This window comes from Nonomuraea sp. NPDC059194 (assembly GCF_042754765.1).
Taxonomy (GTDB): Bacteria; Actinomycetota; Actinomycetes; order Streptosporangiales; family Streptosporangiaceae; genus Nonomuraea.
In genome coordinates this window covers 77,860-91,770 of record NZ_JBHZBH010000005.1, presented here as the reverse complement: position 1 = coordinate 91,770, position 13,911 = coordinate 77,860, and the positions used below count along the sequence as shown (strand labels likewise).

The window sequence follows — 13,911 nt, the reverse complement described above, 5'->3', positions numbered from 1 at the left end:
CTTGGCTCGTGACTCTCGATGCCGAAGACTCCAAGATCATCACGCTGGCGCGCGCGACCAGGGCGCGCAACGGGGCGAGGGAGGGCGCGGCGGTGCGCGACGAGACGGGCCGCACCTACTCCGCCAGCAACGTCGCCCTCGACTCGCTGACCCTGTCGGCCGTGCAGGTGGCCGTGGCCATGGCGGTCTCCAGCGGCGCGCAGTCGCTCGAGGCGGCCGCGCTGGTCACCGAGGGCGAGGGGGCCAGCGAGAACGACCAGGCGGTGGTCCGCGAGCTGGGCGCCAAGGCGCTGTTCGTGGCCGGGCCCGACGGCACGCTCAGGAGCTGACGTGGCCATGTCGCCGTTCCTCGCCGACCTGCGCAAACTGGTCGGCAACAGCCTGCTCATGCTGCCCGCCGCCACCGGGTGCGTCTTCGACGACGAAGGGCGGCTGCTGGTGGCCCGCCACGCGGGCCAGGGCGTGTGGGCGCCGCCCGGAGGCGGCATCGACCCCGACGAGCGGCCCGAGCACGCGGTGGTGCGCGAGCTGCGCGAGGAGCTCGCCGTCGACATCGAGGTGCGCGGGCTCATCGGTGTGTACGGCGGGCCCGAGTTCCGCACCACCTACCCCAACGGCCACCAGGTGTCCTACGTCAACGCCGTCTACGGCTGCGCCCTCACCGGCGGCACGATCACGCCCGACGGCGAGGAGATCATCGAGGCCCGCTTCGCCACCGAGGCCGAGCTCAAGGCCCTGTCGATGCCCGCCTGGGCGCCGCAGGTCCTGCCGCAGGTGTTCGCCTGGTGGCGAGAGCGCTGGTCGGCATAGGCGAGAATTCTTAGGTGACCAGTAACCATCGCGCCGGATTCGCCTGCTTCGTCGGCCGCCCCAACGTCGGCAAGTCCACGCTGATGAACGCCCTGGTCGGCACCAAAGTGGCGATCACCTCCTCCAAGCCGCAGACCACCAGGCGCGTCATCAGGGGCATCGTCCACCGGCCCGAGGCTCAGCTGATCATCGTCGACACGCCCGGCCTGCACCGGCCGCGCACGCTGCTCGGCGAGCGGCTCGACAGCTTGGTGCTGTCCACCCTGACCGAGGTCGACGTCATCGGGTTCTGCGTGCCCGCCAACGAGCCGATCGGCAAGGGCGACCGCTTCATCGCCGACAAGCTCGGCGCGGTCAAGCGCACCCCCGTCGTGGCCGTGGTCACCAAGTGCGACCTCGCCTCCAAGCAGCAGATCGCCGAGCAACTGCTGGCGGTCTCGCAGCTGGCCGAGTTCGCCCACATCGTGCCGGTGTCCGCCGACAAGGGCGACAACCTCGGCGCGCTGGCCGACGTGCTGATCTCGGAGCTGCCCGAGTCGCCGCCGCTGTATGAGGGCGGGCAGCTCACCGACGAGCCCGAGCAGGTGCTGGTGGGCGAGCTGATCAGGGAGGCGGCGCTCGAAGGCGTGCGCGACGAGCTGCCCCACTCGATCGCGGTCGTGGTCGACGAGATGCTGCCCAGGGAAGGGCGCGACGACCTGCTCGACATCTACGCGCACATGTTCGTCGAACGTCCCTCGCAGAAGGCGATCGTCATCGGGCACAAGGGCGAGCGGCTGCGCGAGGTCGGCACCAGGGCTCGCAAGCAGATCGAGGCGCTGCTGGGCACGCGGGTGTATCTCGACCTGCGCATCAGCGTCGCCAAGGACTGGCAGCGCGACCCGAAGCAGCTGCGCAGGCTCGGCTTCTACGACTGATCCCCGGGGCCCTCTGAGGGAGCGGGCTTTCCAGGGCCGCGTTGCCGGGCGGTGCCGAAGTCCTGCTGGAGCATGCGTGATGGACGGGCGGTCAGCGGTGACCACGGTGGGCTTGACCCCGCCTGCCGTACCGGATGAGGGGCGACGCTCACGCCCGCGGGCGGGGGAGCGCGAGGAGAGCCAGGGCGGTGACGGCAAGGGCGGCGCCGAGGGCGGCGTACCAGCCGGGCCGCAGCCCGGGCTCGATCGACAGCACCCCGAGGTCCACCGACACCCGGTCGGCGATGCCGCGCGCGTCGGCCACGTACACCACCAGCAGCACGGCCGCGGCCAGGCCGGGCAGCGCCGCGAGCGCGGTCAGCAGGCGGCCGCGCAGCAGACCCGCGACGCCGAGCGCGGCCGCGGCCAGGCCCGCCACGAGCGTGTAGACGCCGAACGGGTCGTCGACGCCGCGCACGTCCTGGCTGATGCCCGCCCCCAGCGCCTCCAGCCTGGCGTCGACGCCCGCCCAGGGGAGCAGCGCGGTCAGGGCGAGGAGCATGCCCGCGAGGATCACGGCGACGGCGACGCCGCGCCTGCTCGGGCGTGCGAGAGTGTCGGCCACGCCCTCACGATACGCCGGGGGGACAGGAGATCGGCGGACGCGCACGGCGGTGGCCGGTCTGTGCGACGCGGCCACCGCCCTGGCAGATCTTCCTCGTTCAGACCGTTTCGGCGATCGTCACGCCGATGGCCGGGCTGGTCTGGCGTGCGGCCTTCCTGCGCTCCAGCAGCCCCGACAGCACGGCCAGCGCGAGCGCCGAGCCCGCCATCAGCGCCCCCACCCAGTTCGGGGCGGTGATGCCGAGTCCGCCGGAGATGACGAGCCCGCCCAGCCACGCGGCCAGCGCGTTGCCCAGGTTGAAGGCGCCGACGTTGACGGCGGAGGCGAGCGTCGGCGCTCCCGAGGCCAGGTCGAGCACCCGCTTCTGCAGGGGCGGCACGGTCGCGAAGCCCAGCAGGCCGATCAGCACGACGGCGACGGCCGAGGCGAGCTGGGAGTAGGCGGCGAAGGTGAACAGCGCGAGCACCACGGCGACCGCGGCGAGGGAGACGTGGAGCAGCGGCATCAGCGCGCGGTCGGCCAGCCGTCCGCCCACCAGGTTGCCGATCACCATGCCGACGCCGAGCAGCACCAGGATCCAGGTGACGCCGGATTCGGCGAAGCCCGCGGCCTCGGTCATCATCGGGGCGATGTAGGTGATCGCGGCGAAGACGCCACCGAACCCGAGCACGGTCATCGCCATGGCCAGCAGCACCTGCACGTCACGGAAGGCGGCCAGTTCGCGGCGGACGAGCCCGGGCTCGCCGTGGATGTGCTTGTTGGCGGCCGTGGGCGCCTCGTCGGCGGGCACGAGGGCGGCGACGCCTACAACGGCGAGGACGCCGAGCGCGGCGACGGCGGCGAAGGTGAGCCGCCAACTGGTCTGCTGGCCGAGCAGGGTGCCGAGCGGAACGCCGACGACGTTGGCCAGCGTGAGTCCGGTGAACATCAGCGCGATCGCGCTGGCCCGCTTCTGCGGGGCGACGAGGTTGGCGGCCACCACCGAGCCGATGCCGAAGAAGGCGCCGTGGGCGAGCGAGGTGACGATCCGTCCGGCCAGCATGAGGCCGTAGGCGGGCGCGATCGCCGAGAGCAGGTTGCCCGCGATGAAGATGCCCATCAGGGCCATGAGCATGGTCTTGCGTGAGACGCGGGTGCCCAGGATCGTCATGAGCGGGGCTCCGACGAGGACGCCCATGGCGTATCCCGAGGCCAGGTATCCGGCGGCGGGGATGGAGACGCCGTACTCCGCGGCCACCTGCGGCAGCAACCCCATGATGACGAACTCGGTCGTCCCGATCCCGAAGGCGCCGATGGCCAGGGCCAGGAGTGCGATGGGCATGTCAGATCCCCCGACTAGACGAATGGAATGCGTCCACAATAATTGCAAGCGCAGATACTTGCAAGCGCCTTATATTGCACGAGGGGGTTATCCTGGAGTCATGCGGAACCTTATGGCGCAGAGCTGGTGCACGCTGTCGGCGCTGCACAGCAGGATCGACGCGCACGTCGAGCGCGCGCTCCAGGCCGCGCACGATCTGAGTGTGCGCGAGTTCTCCGCGCTGCTGCTGCTCAGCGGGCAGCACCCGGGCGAGGGCGGGCACCTGAGGATGAACCAGCTCGCCGATGCGGTCGGGCTCAGCCAGAGCGCCACGACCCGGCTGGTGACCCGGCTGGAGGACCGCGGGCTGCTGTCGCGCTACCTGTGTTCGACCGACCGGCGCGGCATCTACACCGATGTCACGCCCGCGGGGCTGGAGCTGCTGGCCAAGGCACAGCCGACCAACGACGCGGCGCTCGCCGAGGCGCTGGCCGAGGCCGAACGCCAGCCGGAGCTGGCGACGCTGGTGGCCGCCGTCCGCGCGCTCGACTCGAGCTGGCCCAACCCGTCCGCATCCACGTGATCCCGGCGAGTCCGGCCCGCGGCGCGTGGACGCCAGGACTCACGGGGCGAGCTTGTTGGCCGGATGACCAGATAACTTGGGGGCATGTCCGTCACCCGCCGTGCCTTCCTCGCCGTAGCGGCGGGGCTGGTGGCGGGCTGCTCGGTGGGCGCCGACCATGCGCCCGCACTGCGCATCGCCACCGGTCCCGTCGGCGGCCCCTACGAGGTGCTGGGCGATCGCCTGGCCACCGAGCTGCGGCGGCGCGGCTTCACCGTCACGGTGCTGAGGACCGCCGCCAGCATCGAGAACCTCGCGCTGCTCGCCGACGGCAGGGCCGACCTCGGCCTGTCCCTGGCCGACAGCGCCGACGAGGCGGTCAGGGTGCGCCACGACCCCGTCTCCGCGCTGGCCAGGATGTATATGAACTACGTCCACCTGGTCGTAAGGAAAGACTCGGGCATCACGCGGATCCAGGACCTGGCCGGACGCGCGGTCTCGACGGGCGCGGAGGGCTCGGGCACCGCGTTCACCGCCGAGCGCGTACTGGCCAAGGCCGCGCTCAAGGAGCGCGCCCGCACCTCACGGCTCGGACTGGACGAGTCGCTCAGGGCCCTGGCCGTCGGCGGCGTCGACGCCTTCTTCTGGTCGGGCGGCGTGCCGACCCCGGCGCTGGCCACCAGCGAGCTGCCCATCAGGTTGCTGCCGCTCGACTGGCTGGTCGCGCCGCTGCGCAGGCAGTACGGCCCGCTCTACGAGAGCGCGATCGTCCCCGCCGAGGAGTACGCCCAGTCCGGCCCCGTGCCGACCGTCGGCACCGCCAGCTACCTGGTGTGCAGGACGGCACTCCCCGACGAGATCGCCTTCGCCGTCACCGAGACCCTCTTCGCCAGCCGCGACAGGCTCGAAGCCCCCGACGCGCCCGGCGGGCGGCTCGACGAGCGCTACGCGATCGGCACCGGCGCCGTCCCCCTGCACGCGGGCGCGGCCCGCTACTACAGGTCCGTCTACGGCTGAGCCGCACCCGGCCGAGCTACAGGTCCGGGTACGGCTGGGCCAGGCGGAGCTCCACCACCAGCCCGCGCGGCCGGTTCGCCTCCAGCGACAACGTCGCCCCGCACGCCCTGGCCAGCTCGGCCGCGATGGCCAGCCCGAGCCCGCTGCCCGGGACGTTCGCGTGCGTCCCGGCCCGCCAGAACCTGCCGAGTGCCTGCCCCCGCTCCTCCTCCGGCAGCCCGGGGCCGTCGTCGGCGATGCGCAGCACGCCGTCCTCCAGCGTGACGGTGACGGTGCCGCCGGGCGGGACGAACTTCTGCGCGTTGTCCAGCGCGATGTCGGCCACCCTGGCGGCCGCCTCGGGCACGGTCGCGTCGTCCCGCCCCAGGTCGACGTCGAGCGTGAGGTTCTTGGCCGAGTAGACCTCGCGCCAGCCCGCCAGCCGGGGCTCCAACGCGGTGACGGTGTCGAGCTGCTGGGTCACCGCGCCCGCCTCGACCCTGGCCAGCGCGAGCAGGTCCTCCACCAGCCCGGCCAGCCGGTCGACCTCGGCCAGCGCCTCCTCGAACTCCATGGAGCCCTCGTCCTTCAGGTGCGGCTCGAGGTTCTCCAGCCGCAGCGACAGCACCGTGAGGGGGGTGCGCAGCTCGTGGGAGGCGTCGGCGACGAAGGCCCGCTGCCGGTCGAGCGTCGTGGAGACGGCGTCGGCCATGGCGTTGAACCGTTCCTCCAGCCGCCGCAGCTCGGTGGGGCCGACCCCGGGATTGGCGCGGGCGTCGAGATGGCCCTCGGCGATGGCCTGCGTGGTGCGGTCGAGTTCGGTGACGGGCCGCAGGATCCACCTGGCCAGGCCCCTGGCGGCCAGCACCGAGTAGCCGAGCGCCACCAGCGCGCCGAGCGCGAGCCCCGCCCACACCAGTGAGACGTCGGCGCGCGCCTGCGTAGTGGGCGCCAGCAGCAGCACCACGCCCGACAGTTGCGCGTCGCGGCCCGCGGGCTCGGCGATGAGCACCTGGTCGGGGCCGAACGGGCTGATCGTCGGCAGGTCCTCGGTCGTCTGCCCGGACAGGGCAAGGCGGACCCCGGGCGCGGTGGCGACGCTCATGTCGCCCGCGTCGACCAGGTTCGTGCCGTCGCGGCTCTTGACCTGGATGGCGGCGCCGTAGAGCTCGGCGTAGCGGGTGACCTCGGCCGTCAGCGCCGTTCTGTCGCCCTCGCGGGCGGCCTGGTCGGCCAGTTCGGCGAAGCGGGTGGCGTCGGCGCGCCGGTCCAGCAGCAGCCGGTTGGTGCGGTGGGAGGCATAGGCCACCCCGAGGGGTACGGCGAGCGCCGCGATCATCAACACGATCAGCGTCGTGAACGTGACGACCAGGCGGTGTCTCACTGCCCGCCCAGCCGGTAGCCGGTGCCGCGGAGCGTCTCGACCAGCCCAGGCCGCCCGGTCTTGGACCGCAGGCCCGCGACGTGGACGTCGAGCGAGCGGGAGGCCGACAGCAGCGGGTCGCCCCACACCTCGTCGAGGATCTCCTCGCGGCTGCGCACCACGCCGGGCTCCCTGGCCAGCAACGCCAGCACGTCGAACTCCCGCCTGGTCAGCGTCACCGGCTCGCCGTCCACGCTCACCTGGCGGGTGCCCAGGTCGATCCGTACGTCGCCGACCGTGACCACGTGGTCCCTGGCCGGCATGGGGCGGGTGCCGCGGCGCACGACGGCCTCCATGCGGGCCATGAGCTCCGCCGTACGGAACGGCTTGACCAGGTAGTCGTCGGCGCCGGAGCGCAGACCCCGCAGGATCTCGCGCTCCTCCGTGCGGGCGGTGACCACGATGATCGGCACGGCGGAGACCCGGCGGACGCGGCGCAGCGCCTCCAGCCCGTCCATGTCGGGCAGGCCGAGGTCGAGCAGGACGAAGTCGACGCCCCCCGCCAGGCGGAGGGCGTCGACCGCGAGCCCCGCGCGCACGATCTGGTGACCGTGCCGCGACAGGGCCGTGGTCAGGGCGGCCGCGAGCCGGTCGTCGTCTTCGACCAGGAGAACTCGCATGGTAGGAGCGTAGTGACAGCGAACGCGTGATGCGGACCGCGGGCTCGTGAGGCTCAGGAGATTCAGGAGCGGACGAGTTCGGGCTCGGCCTTCTCGGTGGAGGACAGGGCCGCGTCGCGGGTCTCACGCATCGTGAAGTACACGACGAGGGAGACGGCCGCACAGCCCGCGACGTACCAGTAGAAGCCCGACTCGATGCCCGAGTTCTTGAACCACAGCGCCACGTAGGGAGCGGTGCCGCCGAAGATGGCGTTGGCGATCGCGTACGGCAGCGCCACGCCCAGCGCCCGCACGTTCGTCGGGAACAGCTCGGCCTTCACCACCGCGTTGATCGAGGTGTAGCCGGTGATGATGAGCAGGCCGACCAGCGACAGCACCAGCGCGCCCCCGAAGCCGCTGACGCTCGACAGCGCGTACATGAGCGGCACCGTGCCGAGCATGGACCCGAAGCCGAAGGTGATCAGCAGGGGACGGCGGCCGATCCGGTCGGACAGCGCGCCAGCCAGCGGCTGGATGCACATGAAGATGAACAGCGCGCAGAAGCTGACCAGCGTCGCGGTGGCCTTCGGCAGGCCCGCGGTGTTGGACAGGTAGGTCGTGAGGTAGGTCGTGTAGGTGTAGTACGCGACCGTGCCGCCCATGGTGAGGGCGATGACCAGGAAGAACTCGCGCTTGTGGGTGAACAGCTGGCGCAGCGTGCCGCGCTCGCGCTCGACCCCCTTCTCCTCCTCGTCGAAGACCTCGGTCTCCATGAGGCTGCGGCGCAGGTAGAACACCACGGCGGCGGCGAGCGCGCCGATGATGAACGGGATGCGCCAGCCCCACGACTTCAGCGCCTCCTCGGCCATCGTGTTCTGCAGGATGATCTGCAGGCCGAGGCCGACGAGCTGACCGGCGGTCATCGAGACGTACTGGAAGCTGGAGGCGAAGCCGCGCTTGCCCGCGGGGGTGGCCTCCGTCAGGTAGGTGGCGCTGGCGGCGTACTCGCCGCCGACCGAGATGCCCTGCAGGAGGCGGGCCACCAGCAGGACCACGGCGCCGAAGTAGCCGACCGTCTCGTACGTCGGGGCGATGGCGATCAGCAGCGCGCTGGCCGACATCAGCGTCACGGTCATCGTGAGCGCCGCCTTGCGGCCCTTCCGGTCGGCGTAACGGCCGAGCAGCCAGCCGCCGACCGGCCGCATGAGGAAGCCGACCGCGAAGATGCCCAGCGTGTTGAGGAGCTGGGCGGTGGTGTCGCCCTTCGGGAAGAACGAGCTCGCGAAGTAGACGGCGAAGCTGCTGTAGACAAACCAGTCGTACCACTCGACCAGGTTTCCGACCGATCCGCCGAGCACCGCCTTCCAAGGGGTGCGCGCGGGTGCGTGTGTCGTCAAGGGGGGACCTCCTGCGAGAGTCGTTGCAGGTCGTAGGCTCTCCGCAGAGGGTTGTTCCGTCCAGGGGGATGACGGTTTATCTAACGTCCGCTTAACACAACGGAAATCAGCCTGTTGTAGGATGAATTTCCCGCTGCCACTCGCACCACTCGTCGAGCAGCTCGAATCCCATCGCCTCGTTGATCGCCAGCATGTGGGAGTTGGACGTGGCGTTCCACGTGATGATCCGCTCCACCTCCGGCTCCATCTCGCCGAACCACAGCAGGTTGGCCAGCTTCAGCACCAGCCCGAGCCGGTGCCCCCGGTGCTCGCCCAGCACGACGGTGTCGGCCTGGCGGCCCCAGCCGTCCGGCTCGGCGCGATCGACGTAGATGCGGGTGTATCCGGCCACGGCTCCGTCGGCGGCCCGTCTGGCGATCATGGAATAGGTCTGCTGCGCGAACTCGGCGTCCATCGCCTCCATCACCCTGATGCGCTCGGCGTCCCACGTCATGTCTTCGATGTCGTCGGCTTGAGGCGCGTCGTTCATGCCCTCCATCAGCAGCGCCAGGTCCGCGTGGAGCTCGGGCCCGGCCGGGCCCGCCCACTGCTCGAGACGGTAGCCGGAGGCGTACGGCTCGGCCGCGGCCAGCATGCGTTCGAGGCGGGAGCGGTCGGCCGTGCGCAGGTCGAACACCCTTCGCGCCTCGCCGAGCGACGGGGTGAAGCCCATCGCGCGGGCGAAGCCGTCGGCGGGGTCCTTCGACGGGGTCTCGGCCTGCAGCAGGCGGCGGCCCACCGTACGGGCCCGGTCGGCGGCGTGGGCGACCAGTGCGCGGCCGAGGCCGCGGCGGCGGCGCTCGGGTACGACGACGAGGCTGCGCACCACGCCCAGATGGGTGTTGTCGGTCGTCGGCAGGCCCAGGCCGTACCCGGCCACGACCCTGCCGTCCTCGACCACCGCCCATGCCTCCCTCATGTCACCGGGGAAGCCGCGCGCCACCATCGCGGTGAAGACGGGCAGCGACATGCGGGGCCCGGGAAGCTCGGCGAGGGCGGCCAGAAACGCCGCGTGCAGCCCGGCCAGCAGGTCGCCGGGCGGGTCGAGGTCAATGCGCTGGATCTCCATGAGCCCAGGCAACCCCACCCCGGAGAGTGATCGCCAGCGAATTATTGCTGGTAGTTCTCGACCTCGTCGGCGGGGCGCGGGGAAGCGTAGTCGGGGTCGTCGCCGACGCCGCGGCGGGCCCTGCGCTGCCGCAGCAGGTCCCAGCACTGGTCGAGCGCCATCTCGAGCTCCTTGACCCGAGCGTTCTCCTCGTCCGTGGTCACCTCGCCGGAGGCGAGCCTGCCGCGCAGGTCGTGCTCCTCGCTGACGAGATCGCTGATCCTGCTGAGAATCTCGTTGTCCCGCATGAAACCGACTCTAGCCACCACGTGGTAGAAATCGTCCCATGTCTGGTATTGCGCTGGTCAGAACGCCCGGTCCCCGGCTGGCCGAGGGCATCGTCACGAACATCGAGCGTGAGCCGGTGGACGCGGACCTGGCCGCCCGTCAGCACGCCCGCTACGTCGAGGCCCTCAGCGCGTACGGCTGGCAGCCCCGCCACGTCGAGCGCGCCGACGACCTGCCCGACGGGGTCTTCGTCGAGGACGCGGTCGTCGTCAGCGATGGCGTCGCCGTACTCACCAGGCCGGGAGCGCCCGAGCGGCGGCCCGAGATGGAGACGGTGGCGGCCGCCGTACGGACTCTGGACCTGGAGATCAGGTGCATCGAGGGCCCCGGCACGCTGGACGGCGGCGACGTCCTGCAGGTCGGCTCGCGAATCTACGTCGGCAGGTCGGCCAGGACCAACGACGAGGGCATCGCCCAACTCGCCGCGCACCTGCCCGACCGGGAGGTCGTGCCGGTCGGGATGCGCGGCGTGCTGCACCTGAAGTCGGCCGTCACCGCGCTGCCCGACGGCACGCTCATCGGCGACCCTGCCTGCGTCGACCTGCCCGACCTGCTCGTCCCCGAGGAGGAGGCGGGCTCCCACGTGGTGCTGCTCGGCGGTGACCGGGTGCTGATGGCCGCCTCCGCGCCCGCGACCGCGGCCTCACTCGAACGGCGGGGGCTGGACGTGGTCCAGGTGGACATCTCGGAGTTCGAGAAGCTCGAAGGCTGCGTGACCTGTCTTTCCGTTCTCGTGTCTCGCGATGTGAGACCTTGACACAACCATTCTTGAGCGTCTGGTAGCGTGCTTGACGTGCTGCATGGACTGCTTCTTAGCTGCCGCGGCGGGGGCCTCTAGAAGGCCGGCTCCCTCGTCGCGGAGCGAGTCATGCGCGTCGGCCGCTTCCTTTCGACCGACGAGGATCGTGAAATGACCGCTCAGCAGCCCAGTTCCATGCCCTTCCAGCGTTATCAGCCGTTCGAGCCCGTCAGGCTGACCGACCGCACCTGGCCCGACCAGGTCATCACCAAGGCGCCTCGCTGGTGCGCGGTCGACCTGCGTGACGGTAACCAGGCGCTGATCGACCCGATGGACTCCCACCGCAAGCTGAAGATGTTCGAGCTCCTGGTACGCATGGGTTACAAGGAGATCGAGGTAGGCTTCCCGGCCGCGTCGCAGACCGACTTCGACTTCGTCAGGCAGATCATCGACGAGGGCCGGATCCCCGACGACGTCGTGATCCAGGTGCTGACGCAGGCCAGGCCGGAACTGATCGAGCGGACCTTCGAGGCCATCGAGGGCGCCAAGCAGGCCATCGTCCACCTGTACAACTCCACCTCGACGCTGCAGCGGCGGGTGGTGTTCGGGATGGACAAGGAGGGCATCACCGCGATCGCCGTCGAGGGCGCCAAGCTGGTGCGCAAGCTGGCCGAGGCGACCGACGTCGACGTCCAATACCAGTACTCTCCCGAGTCGTTCACCGGCACCGAGCTGGAGTACGCCGTCGAGGTGTGCGACGCGGTCACCGAGGTGTGGCAGCCCACTCCCGACCGCAAGGTGATCGTCAACCTGCCGGCGACGGTCGAGATGGCCACCCCCAACATCTACGCCGACCAGATCGAGTGGATGCACCGCAACCTGGCCCGCCGCGATTCCATCATCCTGTCGCTGCACCCCCACAACGACCGCGGCAGCGCCGTGGCCGCCGCCGAGCTGGGCTACATGGCGGGCGCCGACCGCATCGAGGGCTGCCTGTTCGGCAACGGCGAGCGCACGGGCAACGTCTGCCTGGTGACCCTGGGCATGAACCTGTTCTCGCAGGGCGTCGACCCCGAGATCGACTTCAGTGACATCGACGAGATCCGTCGCGTCACCGAATACTGCAACCAGCTGCCCGTGCACCCGCGCCACCCGTGGGGCGGGGAGCTGGTCTACACCGCCTTCTCCGGCTCCCACCAGGACGCCATCAAGAAGGGCTTCGAGCACCTGGAGGCCGACGCCGCCGTTGCGGGCGTGCCCGTCGACTCCTTCACGTGGGCGGTGCCGTACCTGCCGATCGACCCGAAGGACATCGGCCGCAGCTACGAGGCGGTCATCAGGGTCAACAGCCAGTCCGGCAAGGGCGGGGTCGCCTACATCATGAAGGCCGACCACCAGCTCGACCTGCCGCGCCGGCTGCAGATCGAGTTCTCCAAGGTCGTGCAGGCCCGCACCGACGCCGAGGGCGGCGAGATCTCGCCCGCCGCGATGTTCGAGATCTTTACCGACGAGTACCTGCCGAACCCCGCCAACCGCTGGGGCAGGCTCGGCCTGATGGCGCACCGCCACGAGTCCACCGTCGACGACAAGGACCGCATCAGCGCCGACGTGCGGATCGACGGCGAGATCCGCGAGGTCTCCGGCACCGGCAACGGTCCCATCTCGGCGTTCATCGACGCGATCTCGTCGCTGGGCTTCGAGGTGCGGGTGCTCGACTACGTGGAGCACGCGATGAGCGCGGGAAGCGACGCCAAGGCGGCCTCCTACCTGGAGTGCGACGTCGACGGCGAGGTGCTGTGGGGGGTGGGCGTCGACGGCAACACCACGACGGCCTCGCTCAAGGCGATCATCTCGGCGGTCAACCGCGCTTCGCGCTGACCCGCACGTCATTCCGAGGGGTCAACCTGACGTCTTTCCGAGGGGTACGGCTCGCCGAGCTGTACCCCTCGGGTGTTATCTGAGTCCGGCGTAGTGCGCCATGGACAGGGCGCCGTGCTCGAACGTGGCGGCCCGCTTGGAGATCACGTTGTTGTACATGCCGAACAGCTCGAAGCTGACCGACCCGTACACCCACGTCCACGCGTGCAGGGCCCGCAGGATCACCTCGTCGGGCACCCCCGTGAAGATCGTCTCGCGCAGGGCGGCCGCGTCCTCGTAGAACTCCACCGGTGCCGGAGTGTCGTCGGGCGTCTGGATCGCCCCCGCCGCATGAGCGTCGGCGATCAGCCTGGCGAACATGACCCCGTCACGTGAGGCGGGATCGACGGTGTCCTGCGGCGCCTGGTAGCCGGGCACGGGCGTGCCGTGGATCAACGCGTACTCGTGCGGGTGCGCCAGCGCCCACGCCCTGATCGCCCGGCACATCTCCAGCCACCGTCCGACGAAGTCGTCACGCGCGCATCCGGAGTCGGCGTGCTCGACGGCGTCGCCGACGGAGTTGTAGGCGTCGATGATGAGCGTCGTCAACAGGTCATCCTTCGTCGGGAAATAGCGGTAGATGGCCGAGGAGACCATCCCCATCTCCCGCGCGACGGCCCTCAGCGACAGGCCCGCCGCGCCCTCCGTGGACAGGTGGCGGCGGGCGATGTCGGTGATCTCCCTGATCAGCTCCGCGCGGACACGTTCTCTGGCGGTACGGCTAGCGGTCATGACAGGCACGCTACCAGAGCGCCGCCAAGAAACGAGAGCACTGCTCTTGACGGCTGACGCTCTCATGGGAGAGCATTGCTCTCGTAAGAGAACGGCACTCACCGAAGAGGCTCACATGCTCGCCATCGCCAAGGGGGCCAATATGGCCCTGATGTTCGTCCTTGAGCTCAGCGTCCTGGCCGCGGTCGGCTACTGGGGCTTCACCATGAGCTCGGCCTGGGCGCTGAAGCTGCTGGCGGGCATCGGGGCGCCCGTGCTGTTCGGCGTGCTGTGGGGGCTGTTCGCGGCGGGCGGCGGCGCCAACGCCACCTACCCGCTGACCGGGATCGCGAGGGGCCTGTTCGAGGTGGCCTGGTTCGGCGGCGGGGTGGTCGCGCTCCACGCCGCCGGAGCGCTCACCCCTGCTGTGGTCCTGGGCGCCGCCTTCGTGGTGAACGCGGTCCTGCGCCTGGTCTGGCACCAGTCCTGAGCCTTGCCCGG

16 protein-coding genes are annotated in these 13,911 nt (G+C 70.6%); 8 read left to right on the top strand and 8 right to left on the bottom strand.

Translation table 11 applies throughout. The features are described 5' to 3' along the window. The first annotated feature begins 8 nt into the window (after positions 1–8). Genes ACFXJ8_RS09420 through era form a run of 3 tightly spaced genes read left to right on the top strand, consistent with a single transcriptional unit; the run spans position 9 to position 1,727 of the window. On the top strand, positions 9–329 hold the full coding sequence (locus tag ACFXJ8_RS09420) for a cytidine deaminase (RefSeq protein ID WP_379643360.1): 321 nt from the start codon (positions 9–11) through the stop codon (positions 327–329). 7 nt (positions 330–336) lie between these two features. Further along, a complete protein-coding gene (locus tag ACFXJ8_RS09415; RefSeq protein WP_379643550.1) occupies positions 337–810 on the top strand; it encodes an NUDIX domain-containing protein in 474 nt (157 codons plus the stop codon). Positions 811–824: 14 nt separating this feature from the next. Then, entirely contained in the window at positions 825–1,727 is a 903-nt protein-coding gene (era, locus tag ACFXJ8_RS09410; RefSeq protein WP_379643359.1) for a GTPase Era, read from the top strand. Between the two features lie 148 nt (positions 1,728–1,875). Here the strand turns inward: era and ACFXJ8_RS09405 are convergent, their stop codons facing one another. Beyond that, on the bottom strand, positions 1,876–2,331 hold the full coding sequence (locus ACFXJ8_RS09405; protein ID WP_379643358.1) for a hypothetical protein: 456 nt from the start codon (positions 2,329–2,331) through the stop codon (positions 1,876–1,878). Positions 2,332–2,428: 97 nt separating this feature from the next. Continuing rightward, positions 2,429–3,652: an MFS transporter gene (locus tag ACFXJ8_RS09400; RefSeq protein WP_379643357.1), complete on the bottom strand. Its 1,224-nt coding sequence runs from the start codon at positions 3,650–3,652 to the stop codon at positions 2,429–2,431. 100 nt (positions 3,653–3,752) lie between these two features. Between ACFXJ8_RS09400 and ACFXJ8_RS09395 the strand changes: the two genes are divergently transcribed. Both ACFXJ8_RS09395 and ACFXJ8_RS09390 read left to right on the top strand, forming a co-directional pair. Further along, positions 3,753–4,214: a MarR family winged helix-turn-helix transcriptional regulator gene (locus ACFXJ8_RS09395; protein ID WP_379643356.1), complete on the top strand. Its 462-nt coding sequence runs from the start codon at positions 3,753–3,755 to the stop codon at positions 4,212–4,214. An 84-nt stretch (positions 4,215–4,298) separates the two neighbouring features. Further along, complete coding sequence (locus ACFXJ8_RS09390; protein WP_379643355.1) at positions 4,299–5,210, top strand: TAXI family TRAP transporter solute-binding subunit; 912 nt, start codon at positions 4,299–4,301, stop codon at positions 5,208–5,210. 16 nt (positions 5,211–5,226) lie between these two features. Here the strand turns inward: ACFXJ8_RS09390 and ACFXJ8_RS09385 are convergent, their stop codons facing one another. The 5 genes from ACFXJ8_RS09385 to ACFXJ8_RS09365 all read right to left on the bottom strand — a co-directional run bounded on the left by ACFXJ8_RS09385 (position 5,227) and on the right by ACFXJ8_RS09365 (position 10,003). Next, positions 5,227–6,573 (bottom strand): sensor histidine kinase, encoded by a 1,347-nt coding sequence (locus ACFXJ8_RS09385; RefSeq protein ID WP_379643354.1) that lies wholly within the window; start codon positions 6,571–6,573, stop codon positions 5,227–5,229. After that, positions 6,570–7,232, bottom strand: coding sequence for a response regulator transcription factor (locus ACFXJ8_RS09380; RefSeq protein WP_379643353.1), 663 nt, complete (start codon positions 7,230–7,232; stop codon positions 6,570–6,572). Before ACFXJ8_RS09380 ends, ACFXJ8_RS09385 begins: the two co-directional genes overlap by 4 nt. A 62-nt stretch (positions 7,233–7,294) precedes the next feature. Beyond that, the gene (locus ACFXJ8_RS09375; protein WP_379643352.1) at positions 7,295–8,608 is read right to left on the bottom strand and encodes an MFS transporter; all 1,314 of its coding nucleotides are present in this window, start codon (positions 8,606–8,608) and stop codon (positions 7,295–7,297) included. Between the two features lie 106 nt (positions 8,609–8,714). Beyond that, on the bottom strand, positions 8,715–9,716 hold the full coding sequence (locus ACFXJ8_RS09370) for a GNAT family N-acetyltransferase (protein ID WP_379643351.1): 1,002 nt from the start codon (positions 9,714–9,716) through the stop codon (positions 8,715–8,717). A 41-nt stretch (positions 9,717–9,757) separates the two neighbouring features. Next, on the bottom strand, positions 9,758–10,003 hold the full coding sequence (locus tag ACFXJ8_RS09365; RefSeq protein WP_379643350.1) for a DUF2630 family protein: 246 nt from the start codon (positions 10,001–10,003) through the stop codon (positions 9,758–9,760). 38 nt (positions 10,004–10,041) lie between these two features. Between ACFXJ8_RS09365 and ddaH the strand changes: the two genes are divergently transcribed. Together ddaH and leuA are read left to right on the top strand one after the other, a co-directional pair. Continuing rightward, positions 10,042–10,800, top strand: a complete 759-nt coding sequence (gene ddaH / locus ACFXJ8_RS09360; protein WP_379643349.1) for a dimethylargininase — start codon at positions 10,042–10,044, stop codon at positions 10,798–10,800. A 153-nt stretch (positions 10,801–10,953) separates the two neighbouring features. Then, on the top strand, positions 10,954–12,660 hold the full coding sequence (gene leuA, locus ACFXJ8_RS09355; protein WP_379643348.1) for a 2-isopropylmalate synthase: 1,707 nt from the start codon (positions 10,954–10,956) through the stop codon (positions 12,658–12,660). Between the two features lie 75 nt (positions 12,661–12,735). On the opposite strand, the gene ACFXJ8_RS09350 is transcribed toward leuA, so the two are convergent. Next, entirely contained in the window at positions 12,736–13,431 is a 696-nt protein-coding gene (locus ACFXJ8_RS09350) for a TetR/AcrR family transcriptional regulator (RefSeq protein ID WP_379643347.1), read from the bottom strand. 115 nt (positions 13,432–13,546) lie between these two features. Between ACFXJ8_RS09350 and ACFXJ8_RS09345 the strand changes: the two genes are divergently transcribed. Next, the gene (locus ACFXJ8_RS09345; RefSeq protein WP_379643346.1) at positions 13,547–13,900 is read left to right on the top strand and encodes a YrdB family protein; all 354 of its coding nucleotides are present in this window, start codon (positions 13,547–13,549) and stop codon (positions 13,898–13,900) included. Positions 13,901–13,911 lie beyond the last annotated feature (11 nt).

Excerpts from the sequence above, each read along its gene's own strand:
- ACFXJ8_RS09415 (WP_379643550.1), top strand. The coding sequence starts at position 337 with ATGTCGCCGTTCCTCGCCGACCTGCGCAAACTGGTCGGCAACAGCCTG.
- ACFXJ8_RS09365 (WP_379643350.1), bottom strand. The coding sequence starts at position 10,003 with ATGCGGGACAACGAGATTCTCAGCAGGATCAGCGATCTCGTCAGCGAG.
- ACFXJ8_RS09350 (WP_379643347.1), bottom strand. The coding sequence starts at position 13,431 with ATGACCGCTAGCCGTACCGCCAGAGAACGTGTCCGCGCGGAGCTGATC.
- ACFXJ8_RS09395 (WP_379643356.1), top strand. The coding sequence starts at position 3,753 with ATGCGGAACCTTATGGCGCAGAGCTGGTGCACGCTGTCGGCGCTGCAC.
- ACFXJ8_RS09370 (WP_379643351.1), bottom strand. The coding sequence starts at position 9,716 with ATGGAGATCCAGCGCATTGACCTCGACCCGCCCGGCGACCTGCTGGCC.
- ACFXJ8_RS09390 (WP_379643355.1), top strand. The coding sequence starts at position 4,299 with ATGTCCGTCACCCGCCGTGCCTTCCTCGCCGTAGCGGCGGGGCTGGTG.
- ACFXJ8_RS09345 (WP_379643346.1), top strand. The coding sequence starts at position 13,547 with ATGCTCGCCATCGCCAAGGGGGCCAATATGGCCCTGATGTTCGTCCTT.
- ddaH (WP_379643349.1), top strand. The coding sequence starts at position 10,042 with ATGTCTGGTATTGCGCTGGTCAGAACGCCCGGTCCCCGGCTGGCCGAG.
- ACFXJ8_RS09380 (WP_379643353.1), bottom strand. The coding sequence starts at position 7,232 with ATGCGAGTTCTCCTGGTCGAAGACGACGACCGGCTCGCGGCCGCCCTG.
- ACFXJ8_RS09400 (WP_379643357.1), bottom strand. The coding sequence starts at position 3,652 with ATGCCCATCGCACTCCTGGCCCTGGCCATCGGCGCCTTCGGGATCGGG.
- leuA (WP_379643348.1), top strand. The coding sequence starts at position 10,954 with ATGACCGCTCAGCAGCCCAGTTCCATGCCCTTCCAGCGTTATCAGCCG.